This is a genomic window from Xanthomonas sp. MUS 060 (assembly GCF_000963215.1).
GTDB lineage: Bacteria > Pseudomonadota > Gammaproteobacteria > Xanthomonadales > Xanthomonadaceae > Xanthomonas_A.
Genome location: NZ_JZIM01000004.1, coordinates 227945 through 253555, shown reverse-complemented (window position 1 = coordinate 253555; position 25611 = coordinate 227945). Strand labels below are relative to the sequence as shown.

Sequence of the window (25611 nt, the reverse complement as noted above, 5' to 3'; positions counted from 1 at the left end):
CGCGCGAGGTGATCTCATGCCAGTAGCCCGCCCTGTCGCTATTCTCGGCGGCGTCCGTATTCCGTTTTGTCGCCAGAACACGGTGTATGCGGATGTCGGGAACCTCGGCATGTCGGTGCGCACGCTGGGTGCGCTGGTGGAGCGCTACGGCCTCCACGGCCAGCAGTTGGGCGAAGTGGCGATGGGCGCGGTGATCAAGCATGCCAGCGATTGGAATCTTGGTCGCGAGGCGGCACTGTCGTCGGGGCTGTCGCCGCTGACTCCCGGCATCACCCTGCAGCGCGCGTGCGGGACCAGCCTGGACAGCATTATCACGGTGGCTAACAAAATCGCGCTCGGGCAGATCGAATCTGGGATCGGCGGCGGTTCGGACACCACATCCGAAGTTCCGATCGTCTATGGCAAAAAGTTGCGCGCGCGTCTGCTGGCCGCCAACCGTGCCAAGACGGCTGGTGACAAGTTGCGCGTGCTCACCCGCAATTTCAAGTTCGCCGAACTCAAGCCCGAGTTCCCCGGTGTGGTCGAGCCGCGTACCGGTAAAAGCATGGGCGAGCATTGCGAGGACATGGCCAAGCAGTGGAGCATCGCGCGTGATTCGCAAGATGCCTGGGCGGTGTCCTCGCACAAGAAACTGGCGGCAGCCTACGCGCGCGGCTTCTTCGCCGACTTGATCGTGCCGTTCCGTGGCGTGGAGCGCGACAACATTCTGCGCGCGGATACGTCGCTGGAAAAATTGGCGACGTTGAAGCCGGCCTTCGATAAGGCCAGTGGCCGCGGCACCCTGACCGCCGCCAATTCCACTCCGCTGACCGATGGGGCCGCAGCGGTGTTGCTTGCCTCCGAGGAATGGGCGCGTGCGCATGGTCATGCGCCAATGGCCTATCTGCGCGACGTACACGTGTCGGCGGTGGATTTCGTGCATGGCGAGGGCCTGTTGATGGCACCGACGGTGGCCGTGCCGGAAATGCTCAAGCGTCACGGACTGGGCCTGCAGGATTTCGATATCTACGAAATCCACGAAGCTTTCGCCGCGCAGGTGTTGTGCACGCTGCGCGCCTGGGAGAGCGAGGACTACTGCCGCACGCGTCTGGGTTTGGATGCGCCGCTGGGGCAGATCGATCCGGCCAAGATCAATCCGCTGGGATCCTCGCTCGCCACCGGTCACCCGTTCGCCGCGACAGGGGCGCGCATTGTCTCGACCGTCGCCAAGCAATTGGTCGAGCGGGGCGGAGGTCGTGCGTTGATCTCGATCTGCACCGCTGGCGGGATGGGCGTGGTGGCGATCGTCGAGCGCTGAAGTGTCGGGTGTCCGCGCTGCAAGACCGTGCGGCGTGATGGTCAGAGGGTGTCTTACCTACGCGCTGCGGCGCTTACGCTGCGTTGCAGCTGGTGTGCACGGTGACGGCGATGGTGTGGCGCATGCCGTCGCAGTTCAGTCTTGCCGTTGTGTAAAGCCGTCGTCCTCGCGTTGCGCCATTACCTGTGCCTGTGGATCGTGCGACGACGGAGACACCTGCGCGGGTAATGGCGACGCCTGCTCGCCGCGCTGCACGCGCAGCGCATTGGCATAGCAGCGCTGCGCGGCGAGCGTGTCGCCGGCCTCGGCATATCCATCGCCCAATACCTCCCAGGCCTCGGCATCGGCGTCGAGCGTCAGCGCCCGGTGCAGGAACTCTTCGGCTTGCGGCCACTGCTGCTGGTGGCGCGCCAGGCGCGCCAGCGTCAGCAACAGCGCCGGGCTGTCAGGATGCTGCTGGAGCCAGCGTTGTGCGCTGGCGTGGCGCGTATCGTATCGCTCCATCGGCAGGCGTCCGTACAGCACCGCCAAGCGCTCGTCCCAGCGCGTGTCCAGCGCCTGTTCCAGACTGCGCAGTGCCGCATCGTCCCAGCCCAAGGCAGCGGCACGCAATGCATAGGTCCCAACCACATCCGGCTCGCTGCTCAGGGATCTGGGTAGGCTTTCCCAACGCTCGGCGAGTGCGTTGGCATCGCTGGCCTGTTCCAGTGATGCGGTGGCCAGACGGGTTTCCAGCGCGGCGATGGCGTCCAATGGCAAGGCTTGTTGCCGGCGGATCGCGCCAAGTTGGCCATAGGCCTCGTTGGCGCGACCGATCTGGATCAGTGCTTCGGTACGCAGTAACAGTCCGCGTGGCGGTAGCGGCTGCGCCGCCGCCACGTCGAGCGTGTTGATCGCATCGACCGGGCGCTTCCGGTCCAGATGGCGTTCGGCTTGTAGCAGCGCGTGGGCACAGGCATCGCGTTCGGCCAGGCGCCGCAGATGGCGTTCGACCGCTTCTGCATCGCCACGCGCGTCGGCCACACGGACCGCGGCGAGCAGGGCAATCACGCTCACGTCTGGATCTTGCGCTGCGGTATCCAGTTGTTTTTCCGCACGCGTCCACTGGCCGTTGTGTACGGCGGTCAGGCCCTCGATCAGGCGTGCTCGCGATTGTTTGCGGCGATGTTGGCCCCAAGCGCGGAACGGAAAACTCAGCACGTTTCCGATCAGCCACAGCAGCAGGAACGCGATCACCAGCAGCAACGCGGCCTGCGGGAGTGACGCGATGTAGTCGGTGTCGCCGGCACGCACGATCACTTCGCCGAATTCGCGCAGTTGCTCCTGCGCCAGCCATTGCGCGCCGATCACGCCGAGTGCGATCACGATCAGTAGCACGATCAGGGAACGGAAAGATTTCATGAGTGGCTCCTTGCGTCGCGCAGGGTGCGTAGTTGCTGCAGGGTGGTTCCCAACTCGGGAATCGTCGGGCGCAGGTCGGCATTACCCAGCGTGCGCAGGGTGTCGCGACATGCACGTAGCTGCGGCGATTCCGGCCAGAGCCGTCGCAGCCACCTGTCGGCACGCGCCAGGGCGCTGCGGTAGCCACGCGCGTCGCCACGCTCCAGCGCCGCACGGGTCAGGGTCAGGTCCAATTGCAGGGCGTCGCGGGCAGCCACGCGTTCCGAGCGAGCGGCCAGCACTCCGCCTTGTGCTGGACGAATCTTGATCAGCGGTGCCAGCAAACGCTGCCACAACGGTTGCTGTGCGCTCTCCGGCAGCCGCGTGGGCAGTGCATCGATACTGGCGGCGAAGGCGTCCAGTTGTGCCGATAAACGCGCCTGTGGTCCTTCGCCGAGCGCATCCAAGGCGGTACGTTCCTGTAGCAGGGTTTGCCGTAGGTTGAGGAAGTGTGGGTCGTCGATGCCATCGAGCACGCCGCTGGCCAGTGCGTAGGCGCGCCGCGCACCTTGCGCATCGCCGGCAAGCAGTAGGCGTTGCTGCCCCTGGTTGAGGAGCAGTTCGACCTCGTCCAGGCGCAGTGCCTGCGCGTCGTGGCGATTGGAATCGGCCAGTTTTGCCACGTTGGCTTCGAGCAGCGCGCTGCGCTGGCTCAATCCGAGCATTTCGTCGCGCAACACGCGATTGGTACTCGCTGCGTCCTGGAGCCGCTGTACGGTGGCGCGCTGATCGCTGCGTAGAACTTCAAGGTTCTGTTGCAAGGCCTGCAATTGCTGCTGGACTTCCGACTGCAGCACTCGTTCGCGTGCGCTGCGTGCCTGCCACCAGTTCCAACCTCGCCAGCCCGTGGCCCCAAGCGCCAGCAGTGTGGCAGCGACCAACAGCAGCCCGATCCAGTGCAAGGAACGGCGTGGCGTGGATAGAGTGTCGTCGGTCATTGGCAGCATCCTTATCCTTCATGGCTTTCGCCCCGTTGCAAACTAAGGTGAAGGTCGGCACCTCGCGACCGGAGCATGGCGTGTGCGGCACCGTGGCCGCAAGCCAGTTGTTCGCCCGCGTTCAGCGAGGTCGTGGATGTGTCATCGTGGCCGTAGCGGCTGCAGCCAATTGCTGCGGCCGTGGTCCGGCCGCGCGAGTGATGTCGGTAAAGCCCAGCTCGGCGGCCAGCGCTGCCAAACGCGCGCTGGCAGCGACCAGTGGTTGCGTGCGCCAGGCTGCACGCAGGTCGTCGGGCAGTTGCGCCACGATCAATTGCAGCGCCTCGCCACTGCTCAACGCCAGTACGCCGGACCCGACGGTGCGCAGTTGCGCGATCCGTTGTGGCTTGAGTTGTAGCGGTACGCGCTCATACACGTCGGCGCGCAGCAGTGGCGTGCCGCGCGCCTGCAATTGCGTGGCGATCATGCCGCGGCCGCCGGGTGCGGTGACCAATCCGACCGGTGCAGCAACAGCCGCCAGTTGCGGCAGGGCCAATAGTCCATCGCTATCCATCCGTGTCGGCACTGCCACGTCGGCGATACCGTGGCGGTGTAGTGCGCGTGCGGTGCCGGCACCGACCGCCAGCCAGCACTGGTCCGCCCTGGAGACCAACGGCTGCAGCGCCGCCGCTGCGCGTACCGCCGCCGGGCTGCTGAAGATCACCCGCGGTGCGGCCAGCGCCTGTGCCAGTGTGCTGCGGGTGGTGCTATCGGTGCGGCCTTGCAGACGCCAGGGCGACACTGCCAGCAGCCGCGCGCCATGGCGTGCGGCGGCCCGTCGCAGTGGTTCATGTTCGCCGAGCGGGCGCAGTGAAATCAGCGTCCAGGCCACCGCTGCGGTGGTTGCATATGTGCTCATGCCATGCATTATGCGAGCCTTCACTGGCCGCACAATCGCACCATGGCAACGGATCTCTCTTTCGATGCGTTCTTGCAGCAGTTGCAACGGCAGTTCGAGGCGATGCCGCCGGCGGCGGCGTTGCAAGTCACGCTGCAGGGCTATGCCGAGCGACGCCTGCATATGAGCGCGCCGCTGGCGGCGAACATCAACGACAAAGGTAATGCGTTCGGCGGTAGTCTGGGTTCGGTGATGACGCTGGCCGGCTGGGCCTTGGTCAATTACGAATTGCACCAGGCCCGATTGCATGGCGATGTGTACGTCGCCGAGACGCAGGTGCGCTATCTGGCCCCGCTGTACGTTGACTTGCATGCCCAGGCCGCTGCAGAGGAGGGCGCCGACTGGGACGTGTTTGTGGCCACCTTCCGCCAGCGTGGTCGTGCCCGGATCGGCATCCAGGCGCAGGTGGGCGCGCTTGGCGCGGCGGCGGCGGCGACGCTGAGCGGGCGCTTCGTTGCCATTGCCAAAGGATAGAATGCACGCATCGCACGCGCGGCGCGCCGCCCCGGGGGGACCTGTCATGCACTCGATGTTCCGCACGCTTGTGCTGGTGTTGCTGCTGGGTTGCCTCGGCACGGCCATGGCCGGTAGTCGCGCGCAACAGCGCAAACTGGACGATTTGCAGACTGCCTACGCCGCCGCGATTCGCTGGAGCGAGTTCGAATCGGCCTGGCAGGCGGTGGACCCGGCCTACCGGCAAGCGCACCCGCTGACCGACATGCAACTGGAGCGCTACCGTCAGATTCAGATTTCCTCCTATCGGGTCGGAGCCGCCATGGCGAGCGATGGTGAGGTGCAACGCGAAATTGAACTGGGGGTGATCAACCGCAACACCCAGGCCGAGCGTAGCGTCCGCTACCGTGAACGCTGGCGTTGGGATGCCGAGGCCAAGACCTGGTGGTTGCAGGATGGCCTGCCGGATCTATGGAATGGCCAGTAGCGCGGCCATCTAGCTGTGCGACAATCTGCGCCCGTTTCCAGTCCCCGATTCCTGTGAACTCCCAAGAACTGTTGGCCTTCGCCGGTCGCAATCCGATGCTGGCCATGGCCCTGGTTGGCCTGACCATCGCCTTGGTCGTCACCGAAGTGGCGCGCCTGTTTCGCGGCTATAAGGGCTTGCGCCCGGCCGAACTGACCCGGCTGATCAATGCTGGCAATACGGTGGTGGTGGACCTGTCGGCTTCGGCTGATTTCGAAAAGGGCCATATCGCCGGGAGCCGTAGCGCGTTACCTAGTCAGTTCGGTCCGCAACACAAGCTGGTGAGCAATGCCAAGTCGCAGCCGGTGGTACTGGTGTGCCGCACCGGTACTACCGCCGACGGCGCAGCCAAACAATTGAAGAAGGCTGGCTTCGAGCAGGTTTACGTGCTCGATGGCGGCATCGCCGCCTGGCAGCAGGCCGAGTTACCACTGGTCAAAGGCCGCTGAGGCGCGCCATCGCCGGCCATCGAGTCGTATGGCTGGCATGTGATAATCCCCTTTTGTGCTATTACTGAATCCACCGGAGTCAAAATAATGTCCGATGTCACCAACAACGGCGCGGCTGCGCCGACCGAAGCTGCGGCTGGCCCCGCTTTCACCATCGAGAAGATCTACGTCAAGGACGTTTCGTTCGAGTCGCGTAATGCGCCGTTGGTGTTCAACGATAACGCACAGCCGGAATTGCAGCTCAACCTCAATCAGCGCGTGCAGCGTCTGAACGAGCAGGCGTTCGAAGTGGTGCTCGGCGTGACACTGACCTGCACCGCCGCTGGCAAGACCGCTTACGTGGCCGAAGTGCAGCAGGCTGGTGTGTTCGGTTTGATCGGCCTGGAGCCGCAGGCAGTGGACGTACTGCTTGGTACGCAATGCCCAAGCATCCTGTTCCCCTACGTGCGTTCGTTGGTCAGCGATTTGATTCAGGCCGGCGGTTTTCCTCCGTTCTTCCTGCAGCCGATCAACTTCGAGGCGCTGTACGCCGAGACCCTGCGCCAGCGTGCGCAGCAGGGTGAGGACCAGGCGCTGGCCGATTCGGAGCCGGCAGGCAACGCCTGAGCGCGTCCGCCATTACGCATGCGCGATAACGCCAAGAAGATCGCCGTTCTCGGTGCCGGCTCCTGGGGGACGGCCTTGGCCGCGCTTACCGCACGGCATGGTTTTGCGACCGTGTTATGGGGGCGCGACCTCAGCGTCGCTGAGGCCATCGCGCAACGCCACGAGAATCCGCGTTATCTGCCGGCCATTGCGTTGCCGGCGACGCTGCAGGCCACCACCGATCTGGCGGCGGCGGTCCACGGCGCCGACTGGATCCTGGTGGTGGTGCCGTCGCATGCGTTCACCCAGACCATGCGTCAGCTAGCTCCGTTGCGGCCGGCGCAGGCAGGCGTGGCTTGGGCGACCAAGGGCTTCGAGCCCGGTTCCGGGCGTTTCTTGCATGAGGTGGCGCAGGAGATCCTGGGTCGGCACGTGCCGCTGGCGGTCGTCACCGGCCCTTCCTTTGCGAAGGAAGTGGCACTGAACCTGCCGACTGCGGTGACCGTGCATGGGGATGCCGCGTTCGCGCAACAGGTCGCCGGAGCGATGCATGGACCGACCTTCCGCGCCTACACCGGCGACGACATGATCGGCGCCGAGCTGGGTGGGGCGATGAAGAACGTGTTGGCGGTCGCCACCGGTGTGGCCGATGGCATGGAGTTGGGCTTGAACGCGCGCGCTGGGCTGATTACCCGCGGCCTCAACGAGATGCTGCGGCTGGCTGCGGCGATCGGCGCCAAACCGGAAACACTGATGGGCCTGGCCGGACTTGGCGATCTGGTGCTGACCTGTACCGGCGACCTGTCGCGTAATCGCCGCCTGGGCCTGGCCCTGGGGCGCGGGCAGCCGTTACAGGAAGCGGTGCGTGCGATTGGCCAGGTGGTCGAGTCGGTGCAGACGGCTGACGAGGTGATGCGCCAGGCCGAGCGTCATGGGATTGATCTGCCGATCTCCAATGCCGTGCGTGCCGTATTGCACGGCGAACTGACCCCGGCCGCTGGCTTGCAGCAGTTGCTGGCGCGTGAGCAGAAGCCCGAGTACCCGGCCACCCTGTTCAGCTGATTCGAGCCAGGCTCGACCGATTGCGCGCCTGGCTACGCCGGGCGTTTTCGTATGCGTTGCCGTAAACGGCGTCGTTGCTTGCGATCGATTGGTCGCGCACAAAAAAAGCCCGGTCGTGAGACCGGGCTTTCAGAGCCGCGCGCGGCGGGAGAGAAGACGTCGCGCGTGGCGCTAGGACAAGCGCTTACCAGCTGAAGCGCGGGCCGACGAACCATTCTTTGCTGCCGTGGCGGTCCATCTTCATGTCGGCGCTCAGACCCCAGTTCTGGTTGAGCTTGGCTTCGCCGCCGATAACGCCGTAGAAATAGCCCTTCGGATTGATACCGTCCTTCTTGAGGTAATCCTGGTAGCCGCCCAGCGCATACACTTCCAGGTATGGTGCGAAGGCGGTACGGAGGCCGGCTTCGGCGCTCCAGCCGTTGAACTTGGTGTTGTGCTGCGGGTCGAAACGGTTGTAAGCAACGCGGGTCACCAGGTCGGTGCTGCTCGCGATCTCGTAGTTGTAGCCAGCGCCGACGCGGAACTGGTCGATGCGGAAATTGCCGATATCGGTCTTCTGGCGGTTGAAATCGCCGAACACGCTGAAGTTCGGGTGGAACGCGTAGGAACCCTTCACGGCCCAGCCGTCAGCATCTGTGGCGTTGGTGCCGCCGCGGCTGTCGGTCTGAACGTAACCGCCCTCAACGTAGTTGTAGGAAATGCCTTCGGCGGCCGAAGCGGCGAACGGCAGGGTGGCCAGCAGGCCCAGAGCAAGCAAAGAGGTCTTCATAATAATCGGGTACCTTCGTTATGGGTGTGTTGGCGCTGAGGCGTGATGCCGTTCGCTGCCGTTTGTAAATTATCCGTTATCTATCCGAACTTGCCCTGAATTTAAAGCTGAGATTTCTCGCCGTGTTCAGGAAATTCTGGGGTGTAATTGCTTGACTTGGCAAGGTTAATTGGGATGTAAATTTTTTGTAGCTATTCACACAGCGTCGGCGAATCCCAGCTGTCGCCATGCCTCGAACACCACGACCGCCACGGCGTTGGACAGGTTGAGGCTGCGGTTGTTCGGGCGCATCGGCAGGCGCAGCCGCTGTGTTGGCGGGATCGCTTCCAGTACCTCGGTGGGGAGGCCTCGGGTTTCCGGGCCGAACAAAAACGCGTCGCCATCTGTGAACGCGGGAGCATCGTAACGGACGCATCCGCGCGTACTCAGTGCGAACAGGCGTTGCGGGGCGACCGTTTGCAACGCGGCGTTCAGCGAAGCATGGACCTGCAACTGGGCATATTCGTGATAGTCCAGACCAGCACGCTTGAGTTGCTTGTCGCTAAGGTCGAAGCCCAGTGGCTCGATCAGGTGCAACTGTGCACCGGTATTGGCGCACAGGCGGATGACGTTGCCCGTATTCGGCGGGATCTCGGGTTGGAACAGCAGAACGTGCAGCTTCGGTGTGGCAGTCATGGGCGCAGTTTACGCGCCGGGAATAGGTGTCGCGCGGGTCAATTATTGCGTCAGGTCGCTCGCCAGTGCCTGAGCACACTGCCGCAACACACTGCCCGCGCCATTGCCGAGCGCGAAGATCCCCTCCAGTTTGGCATCTGGGTGTACACACACCGTCGCCAGGGTGAGCAGGTGTGGGCTGGCGGCTTGCTCCACATCGCGCAGGGCGATCAGGTCGGCCGACGGGCGTACTCGCACTGCGGCAAGGGTGACGATGTGGTCCGACAGGACAGTACGGTGCTGGGCGAGCTGCTCGGTGGAAGGGTGCACCTGAACAACTCCCAGGGTGGCGATGCGGGGAGTAGCGAGTGCCGGTGTGACGCACGCGGCTGCAATGGCCGCAGCCAGCAGGAAGGAGACGGTTTTCATCGATGACCTCATTGGTGCTTTTGATTTGTGGTGTTGTAGTAAAGTAAAACACTAAATCAAAAAGGGCAAGCTCTCTTGGCTGTCGCGCATCTCAATTAAGCTGAAATTCATTTTTCTCTGTAGCGTTTACTCCATACAAGAGAGATTGCTGCAACGACAATCGATTGTTTTATAAGGAATTGACTCGTGCGGTGGTGTGCGCGAGCCGGTCAGGTCTTCCCGCATGCATCCGTCATATTCCAGCGCTGCATTAGGCTCACGAGCAGATGGGGGTGTTCACCAACGCCAAGACGCGGTCGATCGCGTAACAGAAGATGGCAGGCCTGCGCCGCGCCATCGGGCCCTGAGCTTGCCAACGCTGATCGAGATGGCCGACACCCGTGGCCCACGCTGCGGCATCGAGCCAGTGAACGTCATCGTCGATTCAGCGATGTGCGCCACAATCCGAGTCCACCTGCCAGCGAACTGCCCATGCGCCTATTGATCCTGTCCTTCCTGCTTGTCAGTCTCGTCGCCTGCACCTGGGTGCCGATGGCGCCGGAAGGTAAGAGCGTCCGGGTGCTGCTGCCTGGGCAGGCCGTCGCTGGTTGCGAGAAGCGGGGCGAGGTGGCGGTGTCAGTGAAGAGCAGCGTCGGCTTCTACCAACGCAATCCGCTGCGGGTGCGGGAAGAGCTGGAGACCCTGGCCCGCAACGAGGCGTCGGGTGTGGGCGCCAACACAGTGCAAGCCATGGGCGAGCCGAGCAATGGCGAGCAGCGTTTTGTCGCCTACCAGTGCGGCGGATCCTGAATCGCTCAGGCCATACGCTCTCGCTGGATCTGTTAAAGATGCGCTAAAACCGAGCAGCCGCTAGAATTGGTGCCCCTCGCCTTACCCTGGCGTACACCTCGATGCTCTTTAACAATGTCTCCATCGCGGGGCTGGCGCACATTGATGCGCCACACACGTTGACTTCTAAGCAGATCAACGAGCGTCTGCAGCCGACATACCAACGGCTGGGGATCCGTGCCGATGCACTGGGCGATATCGCCGGTATCCATGCGCGGCGCATGTGGGATCAGGGCATGCAGGCGTCCGACGTGGCCACCCTGGCCGCGCGCAAGGCGATGCAGGATGCGGGGATCGAGGCCAACCAGGTCGGTCTGCTGGTCAATACCTCGGTCAGTCGCGACTATCTGGAGCCGTCCACGGCCAGCATCGTTTCTGGCAACCTGGGCGTTGGCGAGCAGTGCATGACCTTCGACGTCGCCAATGCCTGCCTGGCCTTCATCAACGGCATGGATATCGCGGCGCGGATGATTGAGCGCCGCGAAATTGATTACGCCTTGGTCGTCGATGGCGAGACCGCCAACCTGCTCTACGAGAAGACCCTGGAACGAATGACCTCGCCGGAGGTGACCGCGAACGAATTCCGCGACGAGCTGGCCGCACTGACGTTGGGCTGTGGTGCCGTGGCGATGGTGATGGCGCGTGCCGAACTGGTGCCGGACGCGCCGCGTTACCGCGGCTGTGTGACTCGTTCGGCCACCGAATGGAACAAGCTGTGCCGTGGCAATCTGGACCGCATGGTCACTGACACCCGGATGCTGTTGATCGAAGGCATCAAGCTGGCGCATAAAACCTTTGCCGCCGCCAAGCAGGCACTGGGCTGGGCGGTGGATGAACTGGATCAGTTCGTCATCCATCAGGTCAGCCTGCCGCACACCCAAGCCTTCATCAAGAATTTCGGCATCGATCCCAAGAAGGTCATGACCATCTTTGGCGAACACGGCAACATCGGCCCCGCCAGCGTGCCGATCGTGTTGAGCAAACTGAAAGAACTGGGCCGGCTGAAGAAGGGCGACCGCATCGCGTTGATGGGCATCGGCTCTGGCCTGAATTGTTCGATGGCCGAGGTGGTGTGGTAGGCGGCGCGAGAAGCGTGCTTGCAGCGTCCATAGCAAAGCGAACATGTATAGATTTTTGGAAAAATTAGACAGGTTCGCTCTGGCGAGCAGATAAAATCCATTTCTCTTTGCATGTGCTTGCCAGGATGCCGATCCATGCGTTGAACTGGCGCTGTGCAGCGCGCCTGGACATCAACGACAGCATCCTTCGTCTACGCCGGAAACGGCTTTAGTGGCTGGATCGATATTGGCGGCTTCTCCAGGCGGTGCGCGAGCAAGACGAATGCAGCAGCCAAGTGCTGTACATGTCCGATGCTCTCGCCACCACTGCGGCATAGACAGGTGCGACGTGCGTGGCGATCAAACGTTGTTGCAGTCTCCAAGTAACGCCTGTGTCAGAGCGCGCTCAGTTCCATCGGCAGGACTTGATCCACGATCTGTTCAATCTCCAGACCGCTCGATCTGCTGGCACAGGATGGGGTCTTGCAGAAGCTCAGAGTCGGGCGCAACAACTATGATGTGAACCGGCCACTATTCGAATTGCTTGGACGCGGTGCCGACACCCCGGAGCGTGGCTGACGCACTTTCGTCCCGATGCGTGTGCTGCGCATGCAGATGTTGCAACGCGATGTCTGTCTCCCACTACCGTCTCCGCCCACGAGAAGTGTCCATTGGCATGAACTACCCCGGCTATCCCTTCACTCCGCAGCGCTTCCAGGTGCGTCCGGGTGTGCAGATGTCCTACCTCGACGAAGGTCCACGCGACGGCGAGGTGGTGCTGATGCTGCATGGCAATCCGTCGTGGAGCTATCTGTGGCGCACGCTGGTGACCGGACTGTCGGACCGATACCGCTGCATCGTGCCCGACCACATCGGCATGGGGCTTTCTGACAAACCGGATGATGCACCCGGTGCGCAACCGGGCTATGACTACACGCTGCAGTCGCGTGTGGACGATCTCGATGCGCTGTTGCGGCATCTGCGCATCGACGGACCGGTGACGTTGGCCGTGCACGATTGGGGCGGCATGATCGGTTTCGGCTGGGCTCTGTCGCACCCCGCGCAGGTCCGGCGCCTGGTGATCACCAACACGGCGGCGTTTCCGCTGCCGGCAGCCAAGCCGATGCCGTGGCAGATCGCCATGGGCAGACACTGGCGTTTGGGCGAGTGGTTCATCCGTACTTTCAACGCGTTCTCCGCCGGCGCATCGTGGTTGGGCGTGTCGCGACGCATGCCAGCCGACGTGCGTCGCGCTTACGTGGCGCCCTACGACACGTGGGCAAACCGCATTTCCACGATCCGCTTCATGCAGGACATTCCGCTATCGCCCGCGGACCCGGCGTGGTCGTTACTGGAGCGCGCGGCGCAGGCGCTACCTGGCTTCGCTGATCGTCCCGCATTCATTGGATGGGGTTTGCGCGATATCTGCTTCGATCACCATTTCCTTGAGGGATTTCGCCGCGCGCTGCCGCAGGCCGAGGTCATGGCCTTCGAGGATGCCAACCACTATGTGTTGGAAGACAAACACGAGGTGTTGGTGCCGGCGATCCGCAGGTTTCTGGACGCGCATCCGTTGACGTGAGCGTGCGCCTGTGTGAAATGGAGGCAAGTTTGGCGTAAGCGTTGCTGGCAATGCGGTGCGATGGCATGGCGTTGTTGTCCATGCTGTCCATGCGGATTTCTGGATCACGCAGGGCGGTCACGGCCGGCTACGTCGCCACCGGCTGCATCGGCAGTCGTGCGAGGTTGCCGAAATGCAACCGATTGCCACCCCGTCATAAGAGCGCCAAGATAGAGTGTAGATGCGTTGTGCATGCGATCAGCCGCATCGAGCGATTGATTGAAACCGACAGGAGACAAATCCAGTGAAAGCAATGGTAATGTCGATGTTAATGATGTCGATGAGCAGTACGGGTGTGCACGCGGAAGACTTGACGACTTCCCACGATGGCAAGACGCTGGTGGTCGGTTTCGGCCAGCCAACCATCAAGCAGGTGCTGCATTATCGGAAAATGTACGATAAAAAACCGTTCCCCGATGCCGAGCTCTATTACTACAGCAACGGCGTTTACAAGCTCATTTCCCAGGGCGAGAATCATTACGGCGTGTACGTGCTGCAAGGCAGTTTCGATGACCAGACCTATACCGTCAGGTTCATTTCCTTGCCTTCCGAAGATTGGGGCAACAAGACCGCCTTCCATCAATTGACGTTCGTGCGTGGCGAGAAGCAGAACGTGTTCATCCAGAACGCTATCGTCGATACCGGCGAAGCCATTGCCCAGCAGAACGGCACTTATACCCAGGAAAAGAACACCGTGACCAATCCGGTGCCAACCGGGTGGAAGCACAAGTGAACCGTGTCCACGCCTGTGCGTGGGGCATCGGCCGCAGCGCCGCACTGGACCCGGTCGGCACAGTGCAATAAAGCCTGTCCGGTGCAGACGGTCGCGACCTCCCTCGCGACCGCCTCAAGCATCCGGAAGGTTGCGCTCGATCACGCCGTCCCAGTCTGCTTCGTTCAAGAGTGAGAGCCCGTGTGCCAGCCGCGCCTTGTCGCATTGCGCACTGCGTTCGCCGAACTCCAGTGAGGCGGGAACCGCCGCACACACGGAGGGGCGCTGGGTGTGGATCGTGCAACGGCTGTAGCGACCGATGTCGGCATCCAGCGCGACGCAGCGCGGTTGCGCCTGCGAGGTTCCGCGCATCGCCCGCTCGTGCGTGCGTAGCGGTTCGGTGAGGTCCAACGGCACTCTGCCGCCGAGTGCGGGATCGGCTTCGCTCCAGTGGAAACTGACGCGAAAGTAAGCGCAGCAAGCGCCGCAAGTGAGGCAGGGATGAGCCATGACACAGCCGGATTTTGCGCGGCAAGCGCGTGGGGGAGCGGGTCATTGTGACCGAACCGATGCCACCTGTGGTGCAGTGCGCGGGTGCGGCATCGGCGATAATCCGCCGATGACCACCAATTGGAACATCGCGGCGACGCTGCCGCTGTTGGCGCGCGAGCGTCCCGACCAGATCGCGATCCGCTGTCCTGGCCGCCGCGGTGTCGATGGCTTGGCCGCCTACGACGTGACCCTGAGCTATGCGCAATTGGACGCACGCAGCGATGCAATCGCCGCCGGTCTGGCCGGTTACGGCATCGGTCGCGGAACCCGCGCCGTGGTGATGGTGCGGCCATCGCTGGAGTTCTTCCTGCTGATGTTTGCGTTGTTCAAAATCGGTGCGGTGCCGGTGCTGGTCGATCCGGGCATCGACAAGCGCGCGCTCGCGCAATGTCTGGACGAGGCGCAACCTCAGGCGTTCATTGGTATCGCGCTGGCGCAGTTGGCGCGGCGTTTGCTGGGATGGGCACGGTCGGCGACGCGCATTGTCACCGTGGGCCGACGCTGGGCTTGGGGCGGCACCACACTCGCGCAGATTGAACGTGCCGGCCAGGGCGCGGCCGGCCAGTTGGTGGCCACCGACGCCGACACGATGGCGGCGATCCTGTTCACCAGTGGCTCCACCGGCGTGCCCAAGGGTGTGGTCTATCGGCACCGCCATTTCATCGCGCAGATCGAACTGATGCGCAATGCATTCGGCATGCTGCCCGGTGGGGTCGACTTGCCGACATTCCCGCCGTTCGCCTTGTTCGACCCGGCGTTGGGTTTGACCTCGGTGATTCCGGATATGGATCCGACCCGTCCAGCCAACGTCGATCCGCGCAGGCTGCACGATGCGATCGCGCGTTTCGGCGTGACTCAGTTATTTGGATCGCCGGCCCTGATGCGGGTCTTGGCCGACTATGGCAAGCCGCTGCCGAATGTGCGTCGTGCGACCTCGGCGGGCGCCCCGGTGCCGCCGGAGGTCGTCGCCAAAATGCGCCGGTTATTGCCGCAGGACGCACAACTGTGGACCCCCTACGGCGCCACCGAGTGCCTGCCGGTGGCGGTGATCGAAGGGCGCGAACTGCAGGATACCCGCGCAGCCACGGAAAGCGGCGCCGGCACCTGCGTCGGCAAGGTGGTGGCGCCCAACCACGTGCGCATCATCGCCATCGACGATGCGGCGATTGTCCAATGGAGCGACGTGCGCGAACTGCCGCAGGGGAGTGTCGGCGAGATCACCGTAGCCGGGCCGACCGCCACCGATACCTATTTCAACCGCGATGCGGCCACGTCTCTGGCCAAGATTCGCGAACGCCTGGCCGACGGCAGCGAGCGCATCGTGCACCGCATGGGCGATGTCGGCTATTTCGATGCGCAGGGACGGTTGTGGTTCTGCGGGCGGAAAACCCAACGCGTGGAAACCGCGCAGGGGCCACTGCACACCGAGCAGGTGGAGCCGATCTTCAATACAGTGCCGTGGCTGCGACGCAGTGCTCTGGTCGGGATCGGCAAGCCAGGCGCGCAGCGCCCTGTGCTGTGCTACGAGGTCGTGCAGGGCGTGGCGGTGCCGACGCGAGCGCAAGCGCAACTGCGTGCGCTGGCGTTGGCGCATCCGCATACCGCCGGCATCGTCGATTTCCTGTGCCATCCGGGTTTTCCGGTGGACATCCGCCACAATGCCAAGATCGGTCGCGAGAAACTGGCCGGGTGGGCCAAGGACCGCGTGCGCTGAGCCACCACGCTGACGTGCTCGATGCCACGGTGAAGATTTCCGAAGGTATGCAGGATCCCGCGCTCGCATGACGCCCTCGCGGGATGCGCTGCTGTGGATCGCCTTCGCTGGTGACCCCGGCTATCGTGTGTCCCTTGGTTCGATGGATGCGACACGATGAAAATTGTGGTGACCGGTGGTGGTGGGTTCCTGGGGCAGGCGTTGTGTCGTGGCCTGGTCGCGCGTGGGCACCAAGTGGTCAGTTACAACCGCGGCCACTATCCGGAACTCCGGACGCTGGGCGTGGCCCAGGTGCGTGGCGACCTGACCGATGCGCGGGCGCTGCAGCATGCGCTGGCCGGTGCCGACGTGGTCTTGCACAACGCGGCCAAAGCCGGCGTCTGGGGTCGCTACGACAGTTATTACCAGTCCAACGTGGTCGGCACCGAGAACGTGCTGGCCGCGTGCCGTGCGCATGGGGTGAGCCGGTTGATCTACACCTCCACGCCGAGCGTGACCCATCGCGCCACCCATCCGGTCGAAGGCCTGGGCGCGGACGCGGTGCCATACGGAGAAAATTTCCAGGCACCGTATGCGGCGACCAAGATGCTCGCCGAACGCAAGGCGCTCGCCGCCAACGACGCGCAGTTGGCGGTGGTGGCTTTGCGCCCGCGCCTGATCTGGGGGCCGGGCGATCAACACATCCTGCCCAAGCTGGTGGCGCGTGCGCAGGCGGGTCGCCTGCGCCTGGTCGGCAGCGGCGACAACCTGGTCGATTCCACCTACATCGACAACGCCGCGCAGGCGCATTTCGACGCGCTGGACCATCTGGCGGTGGGCGCGGCCTGTGCCGGCAAGGCCTACTTCATTTCCAACGGCGAGCCGCTGCCGATGCGCGAGTTGTTGAACAGGCTGCTCGCCGCGGTCGGCGCGCCGGCCGTGACCAAGACGCTGTCGTTCAAGACCGCCTACCGCATCGGCCGCGCCTGCGAGACACTGTGGCCGCTATTGCGCTTGCGCGGCGAGCCGCCACTGACCCGCTTCCTCGTCGAGCAGTTGTGCACTCCGCACTGGTACAGCATGGAACCAGCACGGCGCGACTTCGGCTATGTGCCGCGCGTGTCGATCGCGCAAGGCTTGCAACACCTGGCATCCTCATGGCATCAGGGTGCCCACGTGACCCGTTAGCGAAGTGAAAACAGCCCCGCGCCGCAGGCGCATGTCTCATCACTGCAGCCTTGTAGAATGCCGGACATGTCACCTTCCCCTCTCGATGCTCTCAAGCCCCTGGCCGGCCGTGCGCTGGAAGCCGCGCTCAATCGCGTGTTGGCGCTGGACCCAGAGACCTGCCAGGCCCTGCGCGATCTCGATGGTCAGCGGGTGGCGTTGACCATCGAGGCACCGGCGCTGGCTTTGCAGATCCGCGTGGACGGCACCCGGCTGCGGGTCGGCCCGGTGGACGCGACGCAGGAGCCGGACCTGGCGGTGCGCAGCACCCTCGGTGGATTGTTCGCACAACTGCCGTTCCTGGCCCAGGCGCGGCGCGGCGCCAGCCCGGTTGGGCGGGTGCGCGTGTCCGGCGACGCCGAACTGGCGCGACGCCTGCAGCACCTGGCCGCGCGTTTCGATCCGGATTGGCAGCAGCCGTTCGCCCAGGTGTTCGGCGAGGTGCTGGGGGTGCAACTGGCCAACGCCATGCGCTCGGCGTTGCAGCATGCCTGGCAGGGTGCGCAGGATCTGGCGCACAGCGCAGCCGAATATGTCACCGAGGAATCCCGCGACGTGATCGCGCGCGCCGAACTGGAGGCGTTTTACGACGACGTCGATGTCCTGCGCGATGACCTGGAGCGCTTGGCCGCGCGGATAGCGCGGCTGCAACCGGGGCGTGGCGCATGAAGGCGCTGTTTCGCGCCAGCCGCATCGGTCGGGTGATCCTGCGCTACCGCCTGGACGATCTGCTCGACGGCACCCCGATGGAACGCTGGCTGGGTCTGGCCAAGCCGTTCGTGCCGCGCGCCAGTCCCGACATCGCCGCGCAATCGCGCGGTGCGCGCTTGCGCCTGGCGTTGCAGGATCTGGGGCCGATCTTCGTCAAGTTCGGGCAGATCCTGTCCACCCGCCGTGACCTGATGCCACCGGACGTGGCCGCGGAACTGACCTTGTTGCAAGATCGGGTGCGTCCCTTCGATGGCGAGGCGGCGCGTTGCATCGTCGAGCAGGCGCTGGGCCGGCCGATCACGGTGGCCTTCGCCAGTTTCGACACCGAGCCGCTGGCCTCGGCCTCGATCGCGCAGGTGCATGCGGCGACGCTGCACGATGGCCGCGAGGTGGTCGTCAAAGTACTGCGCCCGGACATCGAAATGCAGATCGATGCCGACATCGCGCTGCTGAAATCCGCTGCGGCGTTGATCGAACGCACCCATCCGCGTGCCGACAAGATCCGTCCGCGTGAAGTGGTGGCCGAGATCGAGACCACCCTGGCCGCGGAGCTGGACCTGCAGCGCGAAGGCGCCAACGCCAGCGTGCTGCGCCGGTTCTGGTTGAACTCGGACGATCTGTACGTGCCGGAGGTGATCTGGACCCACACCGCCGAGCGCGCGCTGACCTTGGAGCGGGTGCGCGGCATTCCCTCCGACGACATCGCCTCGCTGGATGCCGCCGGCATCGACCGTCAGGCGCTCGCGGCCAAGGGCGTGCGCGTGTTCTATACCCAGGTGTTCCGCGACAATTTCTTCCATGCCGACGCCCACGCCGGCAACATCTGGGTCGATGGCGACCCGGCGCGCGCGGCCAACCCGCGTTTCATCGCGCTGGACTTCGGCATCATGGGCCAGCTCTCGCAGGAAGATCAGTACTACCTGGCCGAGAACTTCATGGCCATCTTCAATAAGGACTACCGGCGCATGGCCGAGTTGCACGTGGAAGCGGGCTGGATGCCGGCCAACGTGCGCATCGACGAGCTGGAGGCGGCGGCGCGTTCGGTATGCGAGCCGTATTTCACCCGGCCACTGTCGCAAATCTCGCTGGCCGAGGTGCTGATCAAACTCTTCCGCGTGGCCCAGCGCTACCAGCTCACCTTGCAGCCGCAACTGATTCTGTTGCAAAAAACCTTGCTCAACATCGAAGGCGTGGGCCGCCAGTTGGATCCGGAGCTGGACATCTGGGCGGTCGCACGGCCGGTGCTCGAACGCATCTTGATCCAGCGTTACAGCCCGCAGCGCGTGCTGCAGGAGTTGCGCAAGCGCGTGCCCGAGCTGATGACCCATGCGCCGGATATGCCGCGGCTGATCCATGGCTGGTTGCGGCAACAGGTCGAAGGCCGCCACGAGTTGTCGATGCACTCGCGTGACCTGGCCGAGCTCAATCTGTTTCTGCGGCGCGTCCAGCGCCGTGTGGTCGCGGCAATCGCCGGCGTTGGCCTGCTCACAGTGGGCACCTTGTTGTACGCGCTGGATGCGGGTGGACCGCATGTGGGCGGGGCGTCGTTGTGGGCGTGGATCAGCAGTGCTGCTGGAGCGTGCGCGTTGCTGGCGGCGTGGTGGCGGCGCTAGCGCTCGCCGCGCTGTCTCTTCGTCACTGTATGCGCCGGGCGATACGTGTGGCATGGCTGTTCAGCACCGAGCCTGGCGCGAGAGTGGGTCACCCTCGCAGCAGGTGTGGCGCCGAGGGTGGATCATCGCGTGCATTGTGGCCCATCAATGCGATGCGGATAATGCAACGGTGAACGCTTCCGCCGATTCGCTGCAGATTCTCTACCAGGATCCATGGATCGCCGTGGTCGATAAGCCGGCTGGGCTGATGGCCCACGATAGCAAGCTGGCACGTGGCGAAGACGACTTCCTTGCCGACCGCCTGCGTGCGCAGTTGGGGCGACCGATCTTCCTGATCCACCGGCTCGACCGTGCCACCAGCGGCTGCTTGTTGTTGGCCTTCGACCGCGACACCGCGAGCCTGCTGGGCAAAGCACTGATGGGCGGAGAGGTTGAAAAGGACTATCTGGCGATCTGCCGGGGTTGGCCGGCGCAGATGCGGTTCGAGGTCGATCATCCACTCGACGGCGGTCCCGGTAAACCGTTGAAGAAACCGGCGCAAACGCGCTTCGAACGCTTGGCCTGTGGCGAAGTGGCGGTGCCTTCGGGCGCGTTTCCGACCTCGCGCTACGCGCTATTGCGCTGCAGTCCGGTGACCGGGCGCTTCCGGCAGATTCGCCGTCATCTCAAGCACCTCTCGCACCATCTGATCGGCGATACCAGTCACGGCGACGGCCGCCATAACCGTATTTTCCGGATGCAGGGAATACACCGCATGCTGCTGCACGCCGAGCGCCTGGCGTTTCCGCATCCGCATGGCCATCGCGTGGAAGTGCACGCGCCGCTGGATGCGCAGTTCGTGCGTACATTCGCATTGTTCGGTTGGTCGGTTGTGCCGTGGCTACCGGGCGCGATGGGCAGCGGGTTGCATCCCGCGCCCAGCGACGATCATGTGGCGCCGTCAGCAGCAGTGGTGTGCGTCGATGCGCACACAGGCGACATCGCGCATGCGCAGCCGTAAGCATCCGATCGCGTCAACGCCGTTGCACTGACGTCGCTGCCACCATCTGCGTGTTCGCGCGAGGCAAGACGATTTTCTTGCAACCATCAAGGCTTGGCTGGCGGCTCTTTGACCGTCTCTTGCAGTTCTTTCTGCAGGTTGGCGAGCAGCGGGGTCATCTTTTGCTGCATCGCGACCATCAGGTTCTGCATCAGTTGCGGGGTCTTGTCGAGCATGCTCTGGCCAGCCGGACTCTCGTAGAACTCGGCCATGGCCAACACGTCCTGCTTGGAGAACGACTGCTTGTATAGATTCACGTAGAGCGGGCGCATCTCTTGCCAGGACAGGGCCTGATGCACCGTGGCCTGGGTAATCTCCTGGATATGCTGCAATTTCTGCTGTTGCTCAGGACTCAAGTGGCGTTGCGCGGTCAGTTGCGCGAATTGCTGGCGCTGCATCGCCTCGATCTGCGGCAGCATGCTGTCGAGCATGTTTTGCGCGCGCGATGCCGACAGCAGACGGTTGATGTCGGCATCGCTGGGTGCCTCGGCCAGGGCCGGTACGCTGGTCAAGGCCAGCAGCATGGCCAGCAGCACGCGTTGCGACCAACGAGGGGAAAAGCGCGGAAGCGAATTCATGGAGCATCCTGCCTGACGATGACTGGCGACCAGAATACGGCAATCGCGGTGTCGCCGCCGCGATGGCCTTGCCACCGGTTGGCGACCGGGCAGCCGGCGGCCGGGAGATTCAGCGTTTGGCCGATGCCCTACAATCCGCGCATGGGTAACGGTGCGATCCACATCTCCAATAGCCTGGCGATTCCGGAGGACGAAATCGTCGAGCGTTTCGTGCGCGCCAGCGGCGCGGGCGGGCAGAACGTGAACAAAGTCGCCACCGCCGTGGAATTGCGCTTCGATCTGGCCGGCTCGCCATCCTTGCCCGAACCGCTACGGGCTCGGCTACTGGCGCGGCGCGATCGCCGGATCACCGCCGAGGGGGTGCTGGTGATCGATGCGCAGCGCTTCCGCACCCAGGACCGCAATCGCGACGATGCGCGCCAGCGTCTGGCCGAGTTCATTGCCGCCGGGTTGTCGGTGCCGAAGCGGCGCATTGCCACCAAGCCCTCGCATGGTTCCACGCTGCGACGCTTGGATGCCAAGCGTGAGCGTAGCCAAATCAAACGTGGCCGCTCGCCCGGCCGTTGGGAGTGACCCTTGAGCGAACGCGATTTCACACTGCCCCCCGCACCCCCGAACATGCCGATGGTCAAGCCCAGCCGCTTCATGCGCTGGCTCGGCCGGACCGCGTTGCGGCTCGCCGGCTGGCGGGTGGTCGGTACGTTTCCGGACCTGCCCAAACTGGTGATGATCGTGGCGCCGCACTCGTCCAACTGGGATGGTGTGCTGGGCTTCGTGGTCAAGTTCGCGGTCGGTTTCGAGGTGCGCGTACTCGGCAAGACCCAGTTGTTCTGGTGGCCGCTGGGTGCGCTGCTGCGCAAGCTCGGCGGCATCCCGCTCGACCGCAAATCCCCGCGCGGGGTGATCGAACAGGCGGTGGCGCTGATTCGCGGCGCCGAACGCATGTGGTACGTGATCACCCCCGAGGGCACGCGTAAACGGGTGGAGAAGTGGAAGACCGGTTTCTGGAAGATCGCCCACGATGCGCAGGTGCCGATTTTCCCGGTGTATTTCGATTACCCCAGCCGCACCGTCGGCCTGGGCGAACCGGTCTACACCAGCGAAGACATGCAGGCGGACATGGAGGCCATCCGCGCCTGGTACCGGCCATGGCGCGGCAAGCATCGCGATACGCTGTGAGCTGACGAGGCCGCTGTTGGAGCGGCAACGCTTGTCTTGCAGCACAGCGGCAATGCCGCTCGATCCGCATTCGATCCATATTGCACCGCCGCAGAATGTGTGGATACGCCGCACCGGAACCCGGCGCATGGCGCTCATGCGAGCCGCCATTGCCGTATAGACCAGACCCCACGGCTACGGCTCGGGCCTGTCCATCGTCCATGACCTTGCCCACGCCACCGCACGATCCAATGGCACATGCCAGTGCAATGCAAACCCGGTAGGGTGCTTGGTTGCCTTGGCCCTAACGTCCTCTCAGGAGTTCCACCTCATGTCGCGTACTGTCCTTCTGGCCGCCGCCATCAGCTTGGCGCTGGCCGCCTGTTCCGGTAAGGAGTCCACCGCTGTGCCTGCTGCCCCCGCTCCTGCCCCCGCGCAGCCCGCCGCCAATCCGCTGCTGAGCCCCAGCCCGTTGCCGTTCCAGGCGCCGCCGTTCGACAAGATCAAGGATGCCGACTACCTGCCGGCGTTCGATGAGGGCATGAAGCAGCAACTGGCCGAAATCCGCAAGATCGCCGACAACCCCGAGCCTGCCACCTTCGCCAACACCATCGAGGCGATGGAGCGCAGCGGCGAGACCTTGAAGCGCGTGTCGCGTATTTTCTTCGGCCTGGTCCAGGCCGATACCAACGAAGCGCGGCAGAAGATCCAGGAGACCGTGGCACCCAAATTGGCTGCGCACCAGGATGAGATCAGCCTGGATCCGAAGTTGTTCGCGCGAATCAAAAGCCTTTACGAACAACGCGACACGCTGAATCTGGACCCGGTGCAAAAGCACTTGGTCGAGCACGATTACGACCAATTCGTGCGCTCCGGCGCGCAACTGTCCGATGCCGACAAAGCAACGCTGCGCAAGCTCAATGTCGAGGAAACCTCGCTATCCACCCAGTTCCACAACAAGTTGATCGCGGCCAGCGCCGCCGGCGCGGTGGTGGTGGACGACAAGGCCAAGCTCGATGGTCTGTCCGATGGTGACATCGCCTCGGCCGCGCGCGACGCCAGCGCACGCAAACTCGATGGCAAATACCTGCTGCCCCTGCAGAACACCACCCAACAGCCGGTGCTGGCCTCGCTCAAGAACCGCGACCTGCGCTTGCAAGTCATGGTGGCCTCGCAGTCGCGCGCTGAGCAAGGTGACGCCAACGACACCCGCCAGACTGTGCAACGCCTGGCCCAGTTGCGCGCGCAGAAAGCCAAGCTGCTCGGTTTCGACACCTATGCCGCCTACAGCCTCAGCGACATGATGGCCAAGACCCCGGACGCGGCACTGAAGTTGCTCACCGACACGGTACCTGCCGCCACCGCCAAGGCACGTAGCGAAAGCGCCGAAATCCAGAAGGTGATCGATGCGCAGAAGGGCGGCTTCAAGCTCACCGCCGCCGACTGGGATTTCTACGCCGAGCAGGTGCGCAAGGCCAAGTACGATATCGACGAAGCGCAGATCAAGCCGTATTTCGAACTGGACAACGTGCTCAAGAACGGCGTGTTCTACGCCGCCACCGAGCTGTACGGCATCACCTTCAAGGAACGCACCGACATCCCGACTTACCACGACGGCATGAAGGTCTACGAGGTGTTCGACCAGGACGGCAAGTCGATGGCGCTGTTCTACACCGACTACTTCAAGCGTGACAGCAAGTCCGGCGGCGCCTGGATGGACCAATTGGTTGTCCAGAATGGCCTGACCGGCGCCAAGCCGGTGGTCTACAACGTCTGCAACTTCACCAAGCCCGCGCCGGGCCAGCCGGCGTTGCTGAGCTTCGACGACGTCACCACCATGTTCCACGAGTTCGGCCATGCGCTGCACGGCATGCTCTCGGCGGTGAAGTACCCCTCGCTGGCCGGCACCAGCACGGCGCCGGACTTTGTCGAGTTCCCCTCGCAGTTCAACGAACACTGGGCCTCGGACCCGAAGGTATTCGCGCATTACGCCAAGCACTATCAGACTGGTGAAGCGATGCCGGCCGAACTGGTCGAGAAAATCAAGAAGGCGCGGACCTTCAACCAGGGTTACGCCACCACCGAGTACCTGTCGGCAGCGCTGCTTGACTTGGCTTGGCACACGCTACCGGCCGATGCGTCGCTGCAGGACGTGGACAAGTTCGAAGCCGACGCGCTGAAGAAATACAAAGTGGATTTGGCGCAAGTACCGCCGCGTTATCACACCACCTACTTCGAACACATTTGGGGTGGCGGCTACTCGGCGAATTACTACGCCTACTTCTGGGCGGAAGTGCTCGATGACGACGCGTTCCAGTGGTTCAAGGAGAACGGTGGCCTGTCGCGCAAGAACGGCGATATCTTCCGTGCCAAGATCCTTTCTCGCGGCAACAGTGTCGACTTGGCCACCTTGTACCGCGACTTCCGTGGCAAGGACCCCAGCGTCGAGCCGTTGCTGGAGAATCGCGGTTTGAAGAACTAACCCACACCTGGGAAGAAACCGGGTTCAAGAACGGGATGGCCGTGTGGCCATCCCGTTTTCGTTGTGGTGTATGCGCGCTGTCGGCGGTGCTTGTCGGGCAGTGGCATCGTTTCTGGGCTGCCTACATGGCAGTGAACGCATCAGCAGTGGGTCAAGGAGATACGGGCAATTTCTGAGCTGCCTACACGGCAGTGAACCGAACATGCGTGATGAGAACGGCAAGGTCGTATTTCTGAGCTGCCTACACGGCAGTGAACAGCGCAGCCCCGTCCGTCGTCGTGACATTCGTTTTCTGAGCTGCCTACACGGCAGTGAACCTACCCTTCGGCGCGCACGCGGCGGCCCATCATTTCTGAGCTGCCTACACGGCAGTGAACCCACGCGACGAATGGCTTCATCGCGATCCTTTTTTCTGAGCTGCCTACACGGCAGTGAACAGCCATGCTGGATCGGCTGGCTGCCGAACTGATTTCTGAGCTGCCTACACGGCAGTGAACCCCACGGATGTACGCCTCGATCAATTGCGGCGTTTCTGAGCTGCCTACACGGCAGTGAACGCGACAAGTTGATATGCAGCGAGCGCGGAGAATTTCTGAGCTGCCTACACGGCAGTGAACTTCCGAACGTATCAATTTGCCCACTCATTGCTTTTCTGAGCTGCCTACACGGCAGTGAACACGCACTGGCAGCAGTAATCGCGCTCACAGCCTTTCTGAGCTGCCTACACGGCAGTGAACTTCCTCCGATGCGCACCAACGTCGTGACGTTGTTTCTGAGCTGCCTACACGGCAGTGAACCTG

25 protein-coding genes, 1 pseudogene and 1 CRISPR repeat array (1 of these 27 running past the window's edge) are annotated in these 25611 nt (G+C 63.6%); of the genes and pseudogenes, 18 read left to right on the top strand and 8 right to left on the bottom strand.

Features of this window, described 5'->3' with window-relative positions; genetic code table 11:
- The first annotated feature begins 16 nt into the window (after positions 1-16).
- Positions 17-1297, top strand: a complete 1281-nt coding sequence (locus XANALMUS060_RS07095) for an acetyl-CoA C-acetyltransferase (RefSeq protein ID WP_045728757.1) — start codon at positions 17-19, stop codon at positions 1295-1297.
- A gap of 135 nt (positions 1298-1432) precedes the next feature.
- On the opposite strand, the gene XANALMUS060_RS07090 is transcribed toward XANALMUS060_RS07095, so the two are convergent.
- The 3 genes from XANALMUS060_RS07090 to XANALMUS060_RS07080 form a co-directional block, all read right to left on the bottom strand.
- Positions 1433-2698 carry a heme biosynthesis HemY N-terminal domain-containing protein gene (locus XANALMUS060_RS07090; protein WP_045737755.1) on the bottom strand — a complete coding sequence of 422 codons (1266 nt, stop codon included), beginning with the start codon at positions 2696-2698 and terminating at the stop codon, positions 1433-1435.
- A complete protein-coding gene (locus tag XANALMUS060_RS07085) occupies positions 2695-3675 on the bottom strand; it encodes a uroporphyrinogen-III C-methyltransferase (protein WP_045737813.1) in 981 nt (326 codons plus the stop codon). The genes XANALMUS060_RS07090 and XANALMUS060_RS07085 overlap by 4 nt, the downstream gene beginning before the upstream one ends.
- A gap of 121 nt (positions 3676-3796) precedes the next feature.
- The gene (locus tag XANALMUS060_RS07080) at positions 3797-4582 is read right to left on the bottom strand and encodes a uroporphyrinogen-III synthase (RefSeq protein WP_082064960.1); all 786 of its coding nucleotides are present in this window, start codon (positions 4580-4582) and stop codon (positions 3797-3799) included.
- 33 nt (positions 4583-4615) lie between these two features.
- Between XANALMUS060_RS07080 and XANALMUS060_RS07075 the strand changes: the two genes are divergently transcribed.
- From XANALMUS060_RS07075 to XANALMUS060_RS07055, 5 genes are all read left to right on the top strand, one after another.
- Positions 4616-5086 (top strand): YiiD C-terminal domain-containing protein, encoded by a 471-nt coding sequence (locus tag XANALMUS060_RS07075; RefSeq protein ID WP_045737811.1) that lies wholly within the window; start codon positions 4616-4618, stop codon positions 5084-5086.
- A 46-nt stretch (positions 5087-5132) separates the two neighbouring features.
- Positions 5133-5552, top strand: a complete 420-nt coding sequence (locus XANALMUS060_RS07070; RefSeq protein WP_045737754.1) for a hypothetical protein — start codon at positions 5133-5135, stop codon at positions 5550-5552.
- A gap of 53 nt (positions 5553-5605) precedes the next feature.
- On the top strand, positions 5606-6040 hold the full coding sequence (locus XANALMUS060_RS07065; RefSeq protein WP_045728751.1) for a rhodanese-like domain-containing protein: 435 nt from the start codon (positions 5606-5608) through the stop codon (positions 6038-6040).
- Positions 6041-6127: 87 nt separating this feature from the next.
- On the top strand, positions 6128-6646 hold the full coding sequence (gene secB / locus XANALMUS060_RS07060; RefSeq protein ID WP_045728750.1) for a protein-export chaperone SecB: 519 nt from the start codon (positions 6128-6130) through the stop codon (positions 6644-6646).
- Positions 6647-6664: 18 nt separating this feature from the next.
- Positions 6665-7687: an NAD(P)H-dependent glycerol-3-phosphate dehydrogenase gene (locus XANALMUS060_RS07055; RefSeq protein WP_045737753.1), complete on the top strand. Its 1023-nt coding sequence runs from the start codon at positions 6665-6667 to the stop codon at positions 7685-7687.
- 184 nt (positions 7688-7871) lie between these two features.
- On the opposite strand, the gene XANALMUS060_RS07050 is transcribed toward XANALMUS060_RS07055, so the two are convergent.
- The 3 genes from XANALMUS060_RS07050 to XANALMUS060_RS07040 form a co-directional block, all read right to left on the bottom strand.
- Positions 7872-8456: an Ax21 family protein gene (locus XANALMUS060_RS07050; protein ID WP_045737752.1), complete on the bottom strand. Its 585-nt coding sequence runs from the start codon at positions 8454-8456 to the stop codon at positions 7872-7874.
- A 195-nt stretch (positions 8457-8651) separates the two neighbouring features.
- Positions 8652-9131 (bottom strand): tRNA (uridine(34)/cytosine(34)/5-carboxymethylaminomethyluridine(34)-2'-O)-methyltransferase TrmL, encoded by a 480-nt coding sequence (gene trmL, locus XANALMUS060_RS07045; RefSeq protein WP_045737751.1) that lies wholly within the window; start codon positions 9129-9131, stop codon positions 8652-8654.
- Positions 9132-9173: 42 nt separating this feature from the next.
- Positions 9174-9539 (bottom strand): hypothetical protein, encoded by a 366-nt coding sequence (locus XANALMUS060_RS07040; protein WP_045737810.1) that lies wholly within the window; start codon positions 9537-9539, stop codon positions 9174-9176.
- A 471-nt stretch (positions 9540-10010) separates the two neighbouring features.
- Here XANALMUS060_RS07040 and XANALMUS060_RS07035 point away from each other — a divergent pair, with 471 nt between their 5' ends.
- The 4 genes from XANALMUS060_RS07035 to XANALMUS060_RS07020 all read left to right on the top strand — a co-directional run bounded on the left by XANALMUS060_RS07035 (position 10011) and on the right by XANALMUS060_RS07020 (position 13779).
- The gene (locus XANALMUS060_RS07035) at positions 10011-10328 is read left to right on the top strand and encodes a DUF4156 domain-containing protein (protein WP_045737809.1); all 318 of its coding nucleotides are present in this window, start codon (positions 10011-10013) and stop codon (positions 10326-10328) included.
- A 101-nt stretch (positions 10329-10429) separates the two neighbouring features.
- The gene (locus XANALMUS060_RS07030; protein WP_045737750.1) at positions 10430-11446 is read left to right on the top strand and encodes a 3-oxoacyl-ACP synthase III; all 1017 of its coding nucleotides are present in this window, start codon (positions 10430-10432) and stop codon (positions 11444-11446) included.
- A 655-nt stretch (positions 11447-12101) separates the two neighbouring features.
- The gene (locus XANALMUS060_RS07025; RefSeq protein WP_045728743.1) at positions 12102-13007 is read left to right on the top strand and encodes an alpha/beta fold hydrolase; all 906 of its coding nucleotides are present in this window, start codon (positions 12102-12104) and stop codon (positions 13005-13007) included.
- 283 nt (positions 13008-13290) lie between these two features.
- Entirely contained in the window at positions 13291-13779 is a 489-nt protein-coding gene (locus XANALMUS060_RS07020) for a hypothetical protein (protein ID WP_200894016.1), read from the top strand.
- A 114-nt stretch (positions 13780-13893) separates the two neighbouring features.
- Here XANALMUS060_RS07020 and XANALMUS060_RS07015 read toward each other — a convergent pair whose 3' ends face one another.
- Entirely contained in the window at positions 13894-14268 is a 375-nt protein-coding gene (locus tag XANALMUS060_RS07015; protein WP_045728741.1) for a YkgJ family cysteine cluster protein, read from the bottom strand.
- A gap of 109 nt (positions 14269-14377) precedes the next feature.
- Here XANALMUS060_RS07015 and oleC point away from each other — a divergent pair, with 109 nt between their 5' ends.
- The 5 genes and pseudogenes from oleC to XANALMUS060_RS06990 all read left to right on the top strand — a co-directional run.
- A complete protein-coding gene (gene oleC / locus XANALMUS060_RS07010; protein WP_045737808.1) occupies positions 14378-16024 on the top strand; it encodes an olefin beta-lactone synthetase in 1647 nt (548 codons plus the stop codon).
- A 156-nt stretch (positions 16025-16180) separates the two neighbouring features.
- Positions 16181-17191 (top strand): 2-alkyl-3-oxoalkanoate reductase, encoded by a 1011-nt coding sequence (gene oleD, locus XANALMUS060_RS07005; RefSeq protein ID WP_045737748.1) that lies wholly within the window; start codon positions 16181-16183, stop codon positions 17189-17191.
- A gap of 66 nt (positions 17192-17257) precedes the next feature.
- Positions 17258-17899, top strand: a complete 642-nt coding sequence (locus XANALMUS060_RS07000; RefSeq protein ID WP_045737807.1) for an SCP2 sterol-binding domain-containing protein — start codon at positions 17258-17260, stop codon at positions 17897-17899.
- Positions 17896-19554: a ubiquinone biosynthesis regulatory protein kinase UbiB gene (gene ubiB / locus XANALMUS060_RS06995; protein ID WP_045737747.1), complete on the top strand. Its 1659-nt coding sequence runs from the start codon at positions 17896-17898 to the stop codon at positions 19552-19554. Before XANALMUS060_RS07000 ends, ubiB begins: the two co-directional genes overlap by 4 nt.
- A 52-nt stretch (positions 19555-19606) precedes the next feature.
- Positions 19607-20425: pseudogene (locus XANALMUS060_RS06990) on the top strand (pseudouridine synthase); the annotation flags it as partial.
- A gap of 215 nt (positions 20426-20640) precedes the next feature.
- Here the strand turns inward: XANALMUS060_RS06990 and XANALMUS060_RS06985 are convergent.
- Complete coding sequence (locus XANALMUS060_RS06985; RefSeq protein ID WP_045737746.1) at positions 20641-21171, bottom strand: DUF2059 domain-containing protein; 531 nt, start codon at positions 21169-21171, stop codon at positions 20641-20643.
- 141 nt (positions 21172-21312) lie between these two features.
- On the opposite strand from XANALMUS060_RS06985, the gene arfB reads away from it, so the two are divergent.
- The 3 genes from arfB (at position 21313) to dcp (ending at position 24811) form a co-directional block, all read left to right on the top strand.
- Positions 21313-21744, top strand: a complete 432-nt coding sequence (gene arfB / locus XANALMUS060_RS06980) for an alternative ribosome rescue aminoacyl-tRNA hydrolase ArfB (protein WP_045729247.1) — start codon at positions 21313-21315, stop codon at positions 21742-21744.
- 51 nt (positions 21745-21795) lie between these two features.
- On the top strand, positions 21796-22350 hold the full coding sequence (locus XANALMUS060_RS06975; protein WP_045737805.1) for a lysophospholipid acyltransferase family protein: 555 nt from the start codon (positions 21796-21798) through the stop codon (positions 22348-22350).
- 310 nt (positions 22351-22660) lie between these two features.
- Positions 22661-24811, top strand: a complete 2151-nt coding sequence (dcp, locus tag XANALMUS060_RS06970) for a peptidyl-dipeptidase Dcp (RefSeq protein ID WP_045737745.1) — start codon at positions 22661-22663, stop codon at positions 24809-24811.
- 109 nt (positions 24812-24920) lie between these two features.
- Positions 24921-25611: direct repeats of the CRISPR family, unit length 28 nt; unit sequence TTTCTGAGCTGCCTACACGGCAGTGAAC (it continues 237 nt past the right edge of the window).

Coding starts and splice junctions, on each gene's coding strand:
- XANALMUS060_RS07075 (WP_045737811.1), top strand. CDS start 4,616: ATGGCAACGGATCTCTCTTTCGATGCGTTCTTGCAGCAGTTGCAACGG.
- XANALMUS060_RS07080 (WP_082064960.1), bottom strand. CDS start 4,582: ATGCATGGCATGAGCACATATGCAACCACCGCAGCGGTGGCCTGGACG.
- XANALMUS060_RS07070 (WP_045737754.1), top strand. CDS start 5,133: ATGCACTCGATGTTCCGCACGCTTGTGCTGGTGTTGCTGCTGGGTTGC.
- XANALMUS060_RS07030 (WP_045737750.1), top strand. CDS start 10,430: ATGCTCTTTAACAATGTCTCCATCGCGGGGCTGGCGCACATTGATGCG.
- oleD (WP_045737748.1), top strand. CDS start 16,181: ATGAAAATTGTGGTGACCGGTGGTGGTGGGTTCCTGGGGCAGGCGTTG.
- dcp (WP_045737745.1), top strand. CDS start 22,661: ATGTCGCGTACTGTCCTTCTGGCCGCCGCCATCAGCTTGGCGCTGGCC.
- XANALMUS060_RS07090 (WP_045737755.1), bottom strand. CDS start 2,698: ATGAAATCTTTCCGTTCCCTGATCGTGCTACTGATCGTGATCGCACTC.
- XANALMUS060_RS07025 (WP_045728743.1), top strand. CDS start 12,102: ATGAACTACCCCGGCTATCCCTTCACTCCGCAGCGCTTCCAGGTGCGT.
- XANALMUS060_RS07085 (WP_045737813.1), bottom strand. CDS start 3,675: ATGACCGACGACACTCTATCCACGCCACGCCGTTCCTTGCACTGGATC.
- arfB (WP_045729247.1), top strand. CDS start 21,313: ATGGGTAACGGTGCGATCCACATCTCCAATAGCCTGGCGATTCCGGAG.
- XANALMUS060_RS07035 (WP_045737809.1), top strand. CDS start 10,011: ATGCGCCTATTGATCCTGTCCTTCCTGCTTGTCAGTCTCGTCGCCTGC.
- XANALMUS060_RS06985 (WP_045737746.1), bottom strand. CDS start 21,171: ATGAATTCGCTTCCGCGCTTTTCCCCTCGTTGGTCGCAACGCGTGCTG.
- XANALMUS060_RS07040 (WP_045737810.1), bottom strand. CDS start 9,539: ATGAAAACCGTCTCCTTCCTGCTGGCTGCGGCCATTGCAGCCGCGTGC.
- secB (WP_045728750.1), top strand. CDS start 6,128: ATGTCCGATGTCACCAACAACGGCGCGGCTGCGCCGACCGAAGCTGCG.
- XANALMUS060_RS07015 (WP_045728741.1), bottom strand. CDS start 14,268: ATGGCTCATCCCTGCCTCACTTGCGGCGCTTGCTGCGCTTACTTTCGC.
- XANALMUS060_RS07000 (WP_045737807.1), top strand. CDS start 17,258: ATGTCACCTTCCCCTCTCGATGCTCTCAAGCCCCTGGCCGGCCGTGCG.
- XANALMUS060_RS07050 (WP_045737752.1), bottom strand. CDS start 8,456: ATGAAGACCTCTTTGCTTGCTCTGGGCCTGCTGGCCACCCTGCCGTTC.
- ubiB (WP_045737747.1), top strand. CDS start 17,896: ATGAAGGCGCTGTTTCGCGCCAGCCGCATCGGTCGGGTGATCCTGCGC.
- trmL (WP_045737751.1), bottom strand. CDS start 9,131: ATGACTGCCACACCGAAGCTGCACGTTCTGCTGTTCCAACCCGAGATC.
- XANALMUS060_RS06975 (WP_045737805.1), top strand. CDS start 21,796: ATGGTCAAGCCCAGCCGCTTCATGCGCTGGCTCGGCCGGACCGCGTTG.
- XANALMUS060_RS07095 (WP_045728757.1), top strand. CDS start 17: ATGCCAGTAGCCCGCCCTGTCGCTATTCTCGGCGGCGTCCGTATTCCG.
- oleC (WP_045737808.1), top strand. CDS start 14,378: ATGACCACCAATTGGAACATCGCGGCGACGCTGCCGCTGTTGGCGCGC.
- XANALMUS060_RS07055 (WP_045737753.1), top strand. CDS start 6,665: ATGCGCGATAACGCCAAGAAGATCGCCGTTCTCGGTGCCGGCTCCTGG.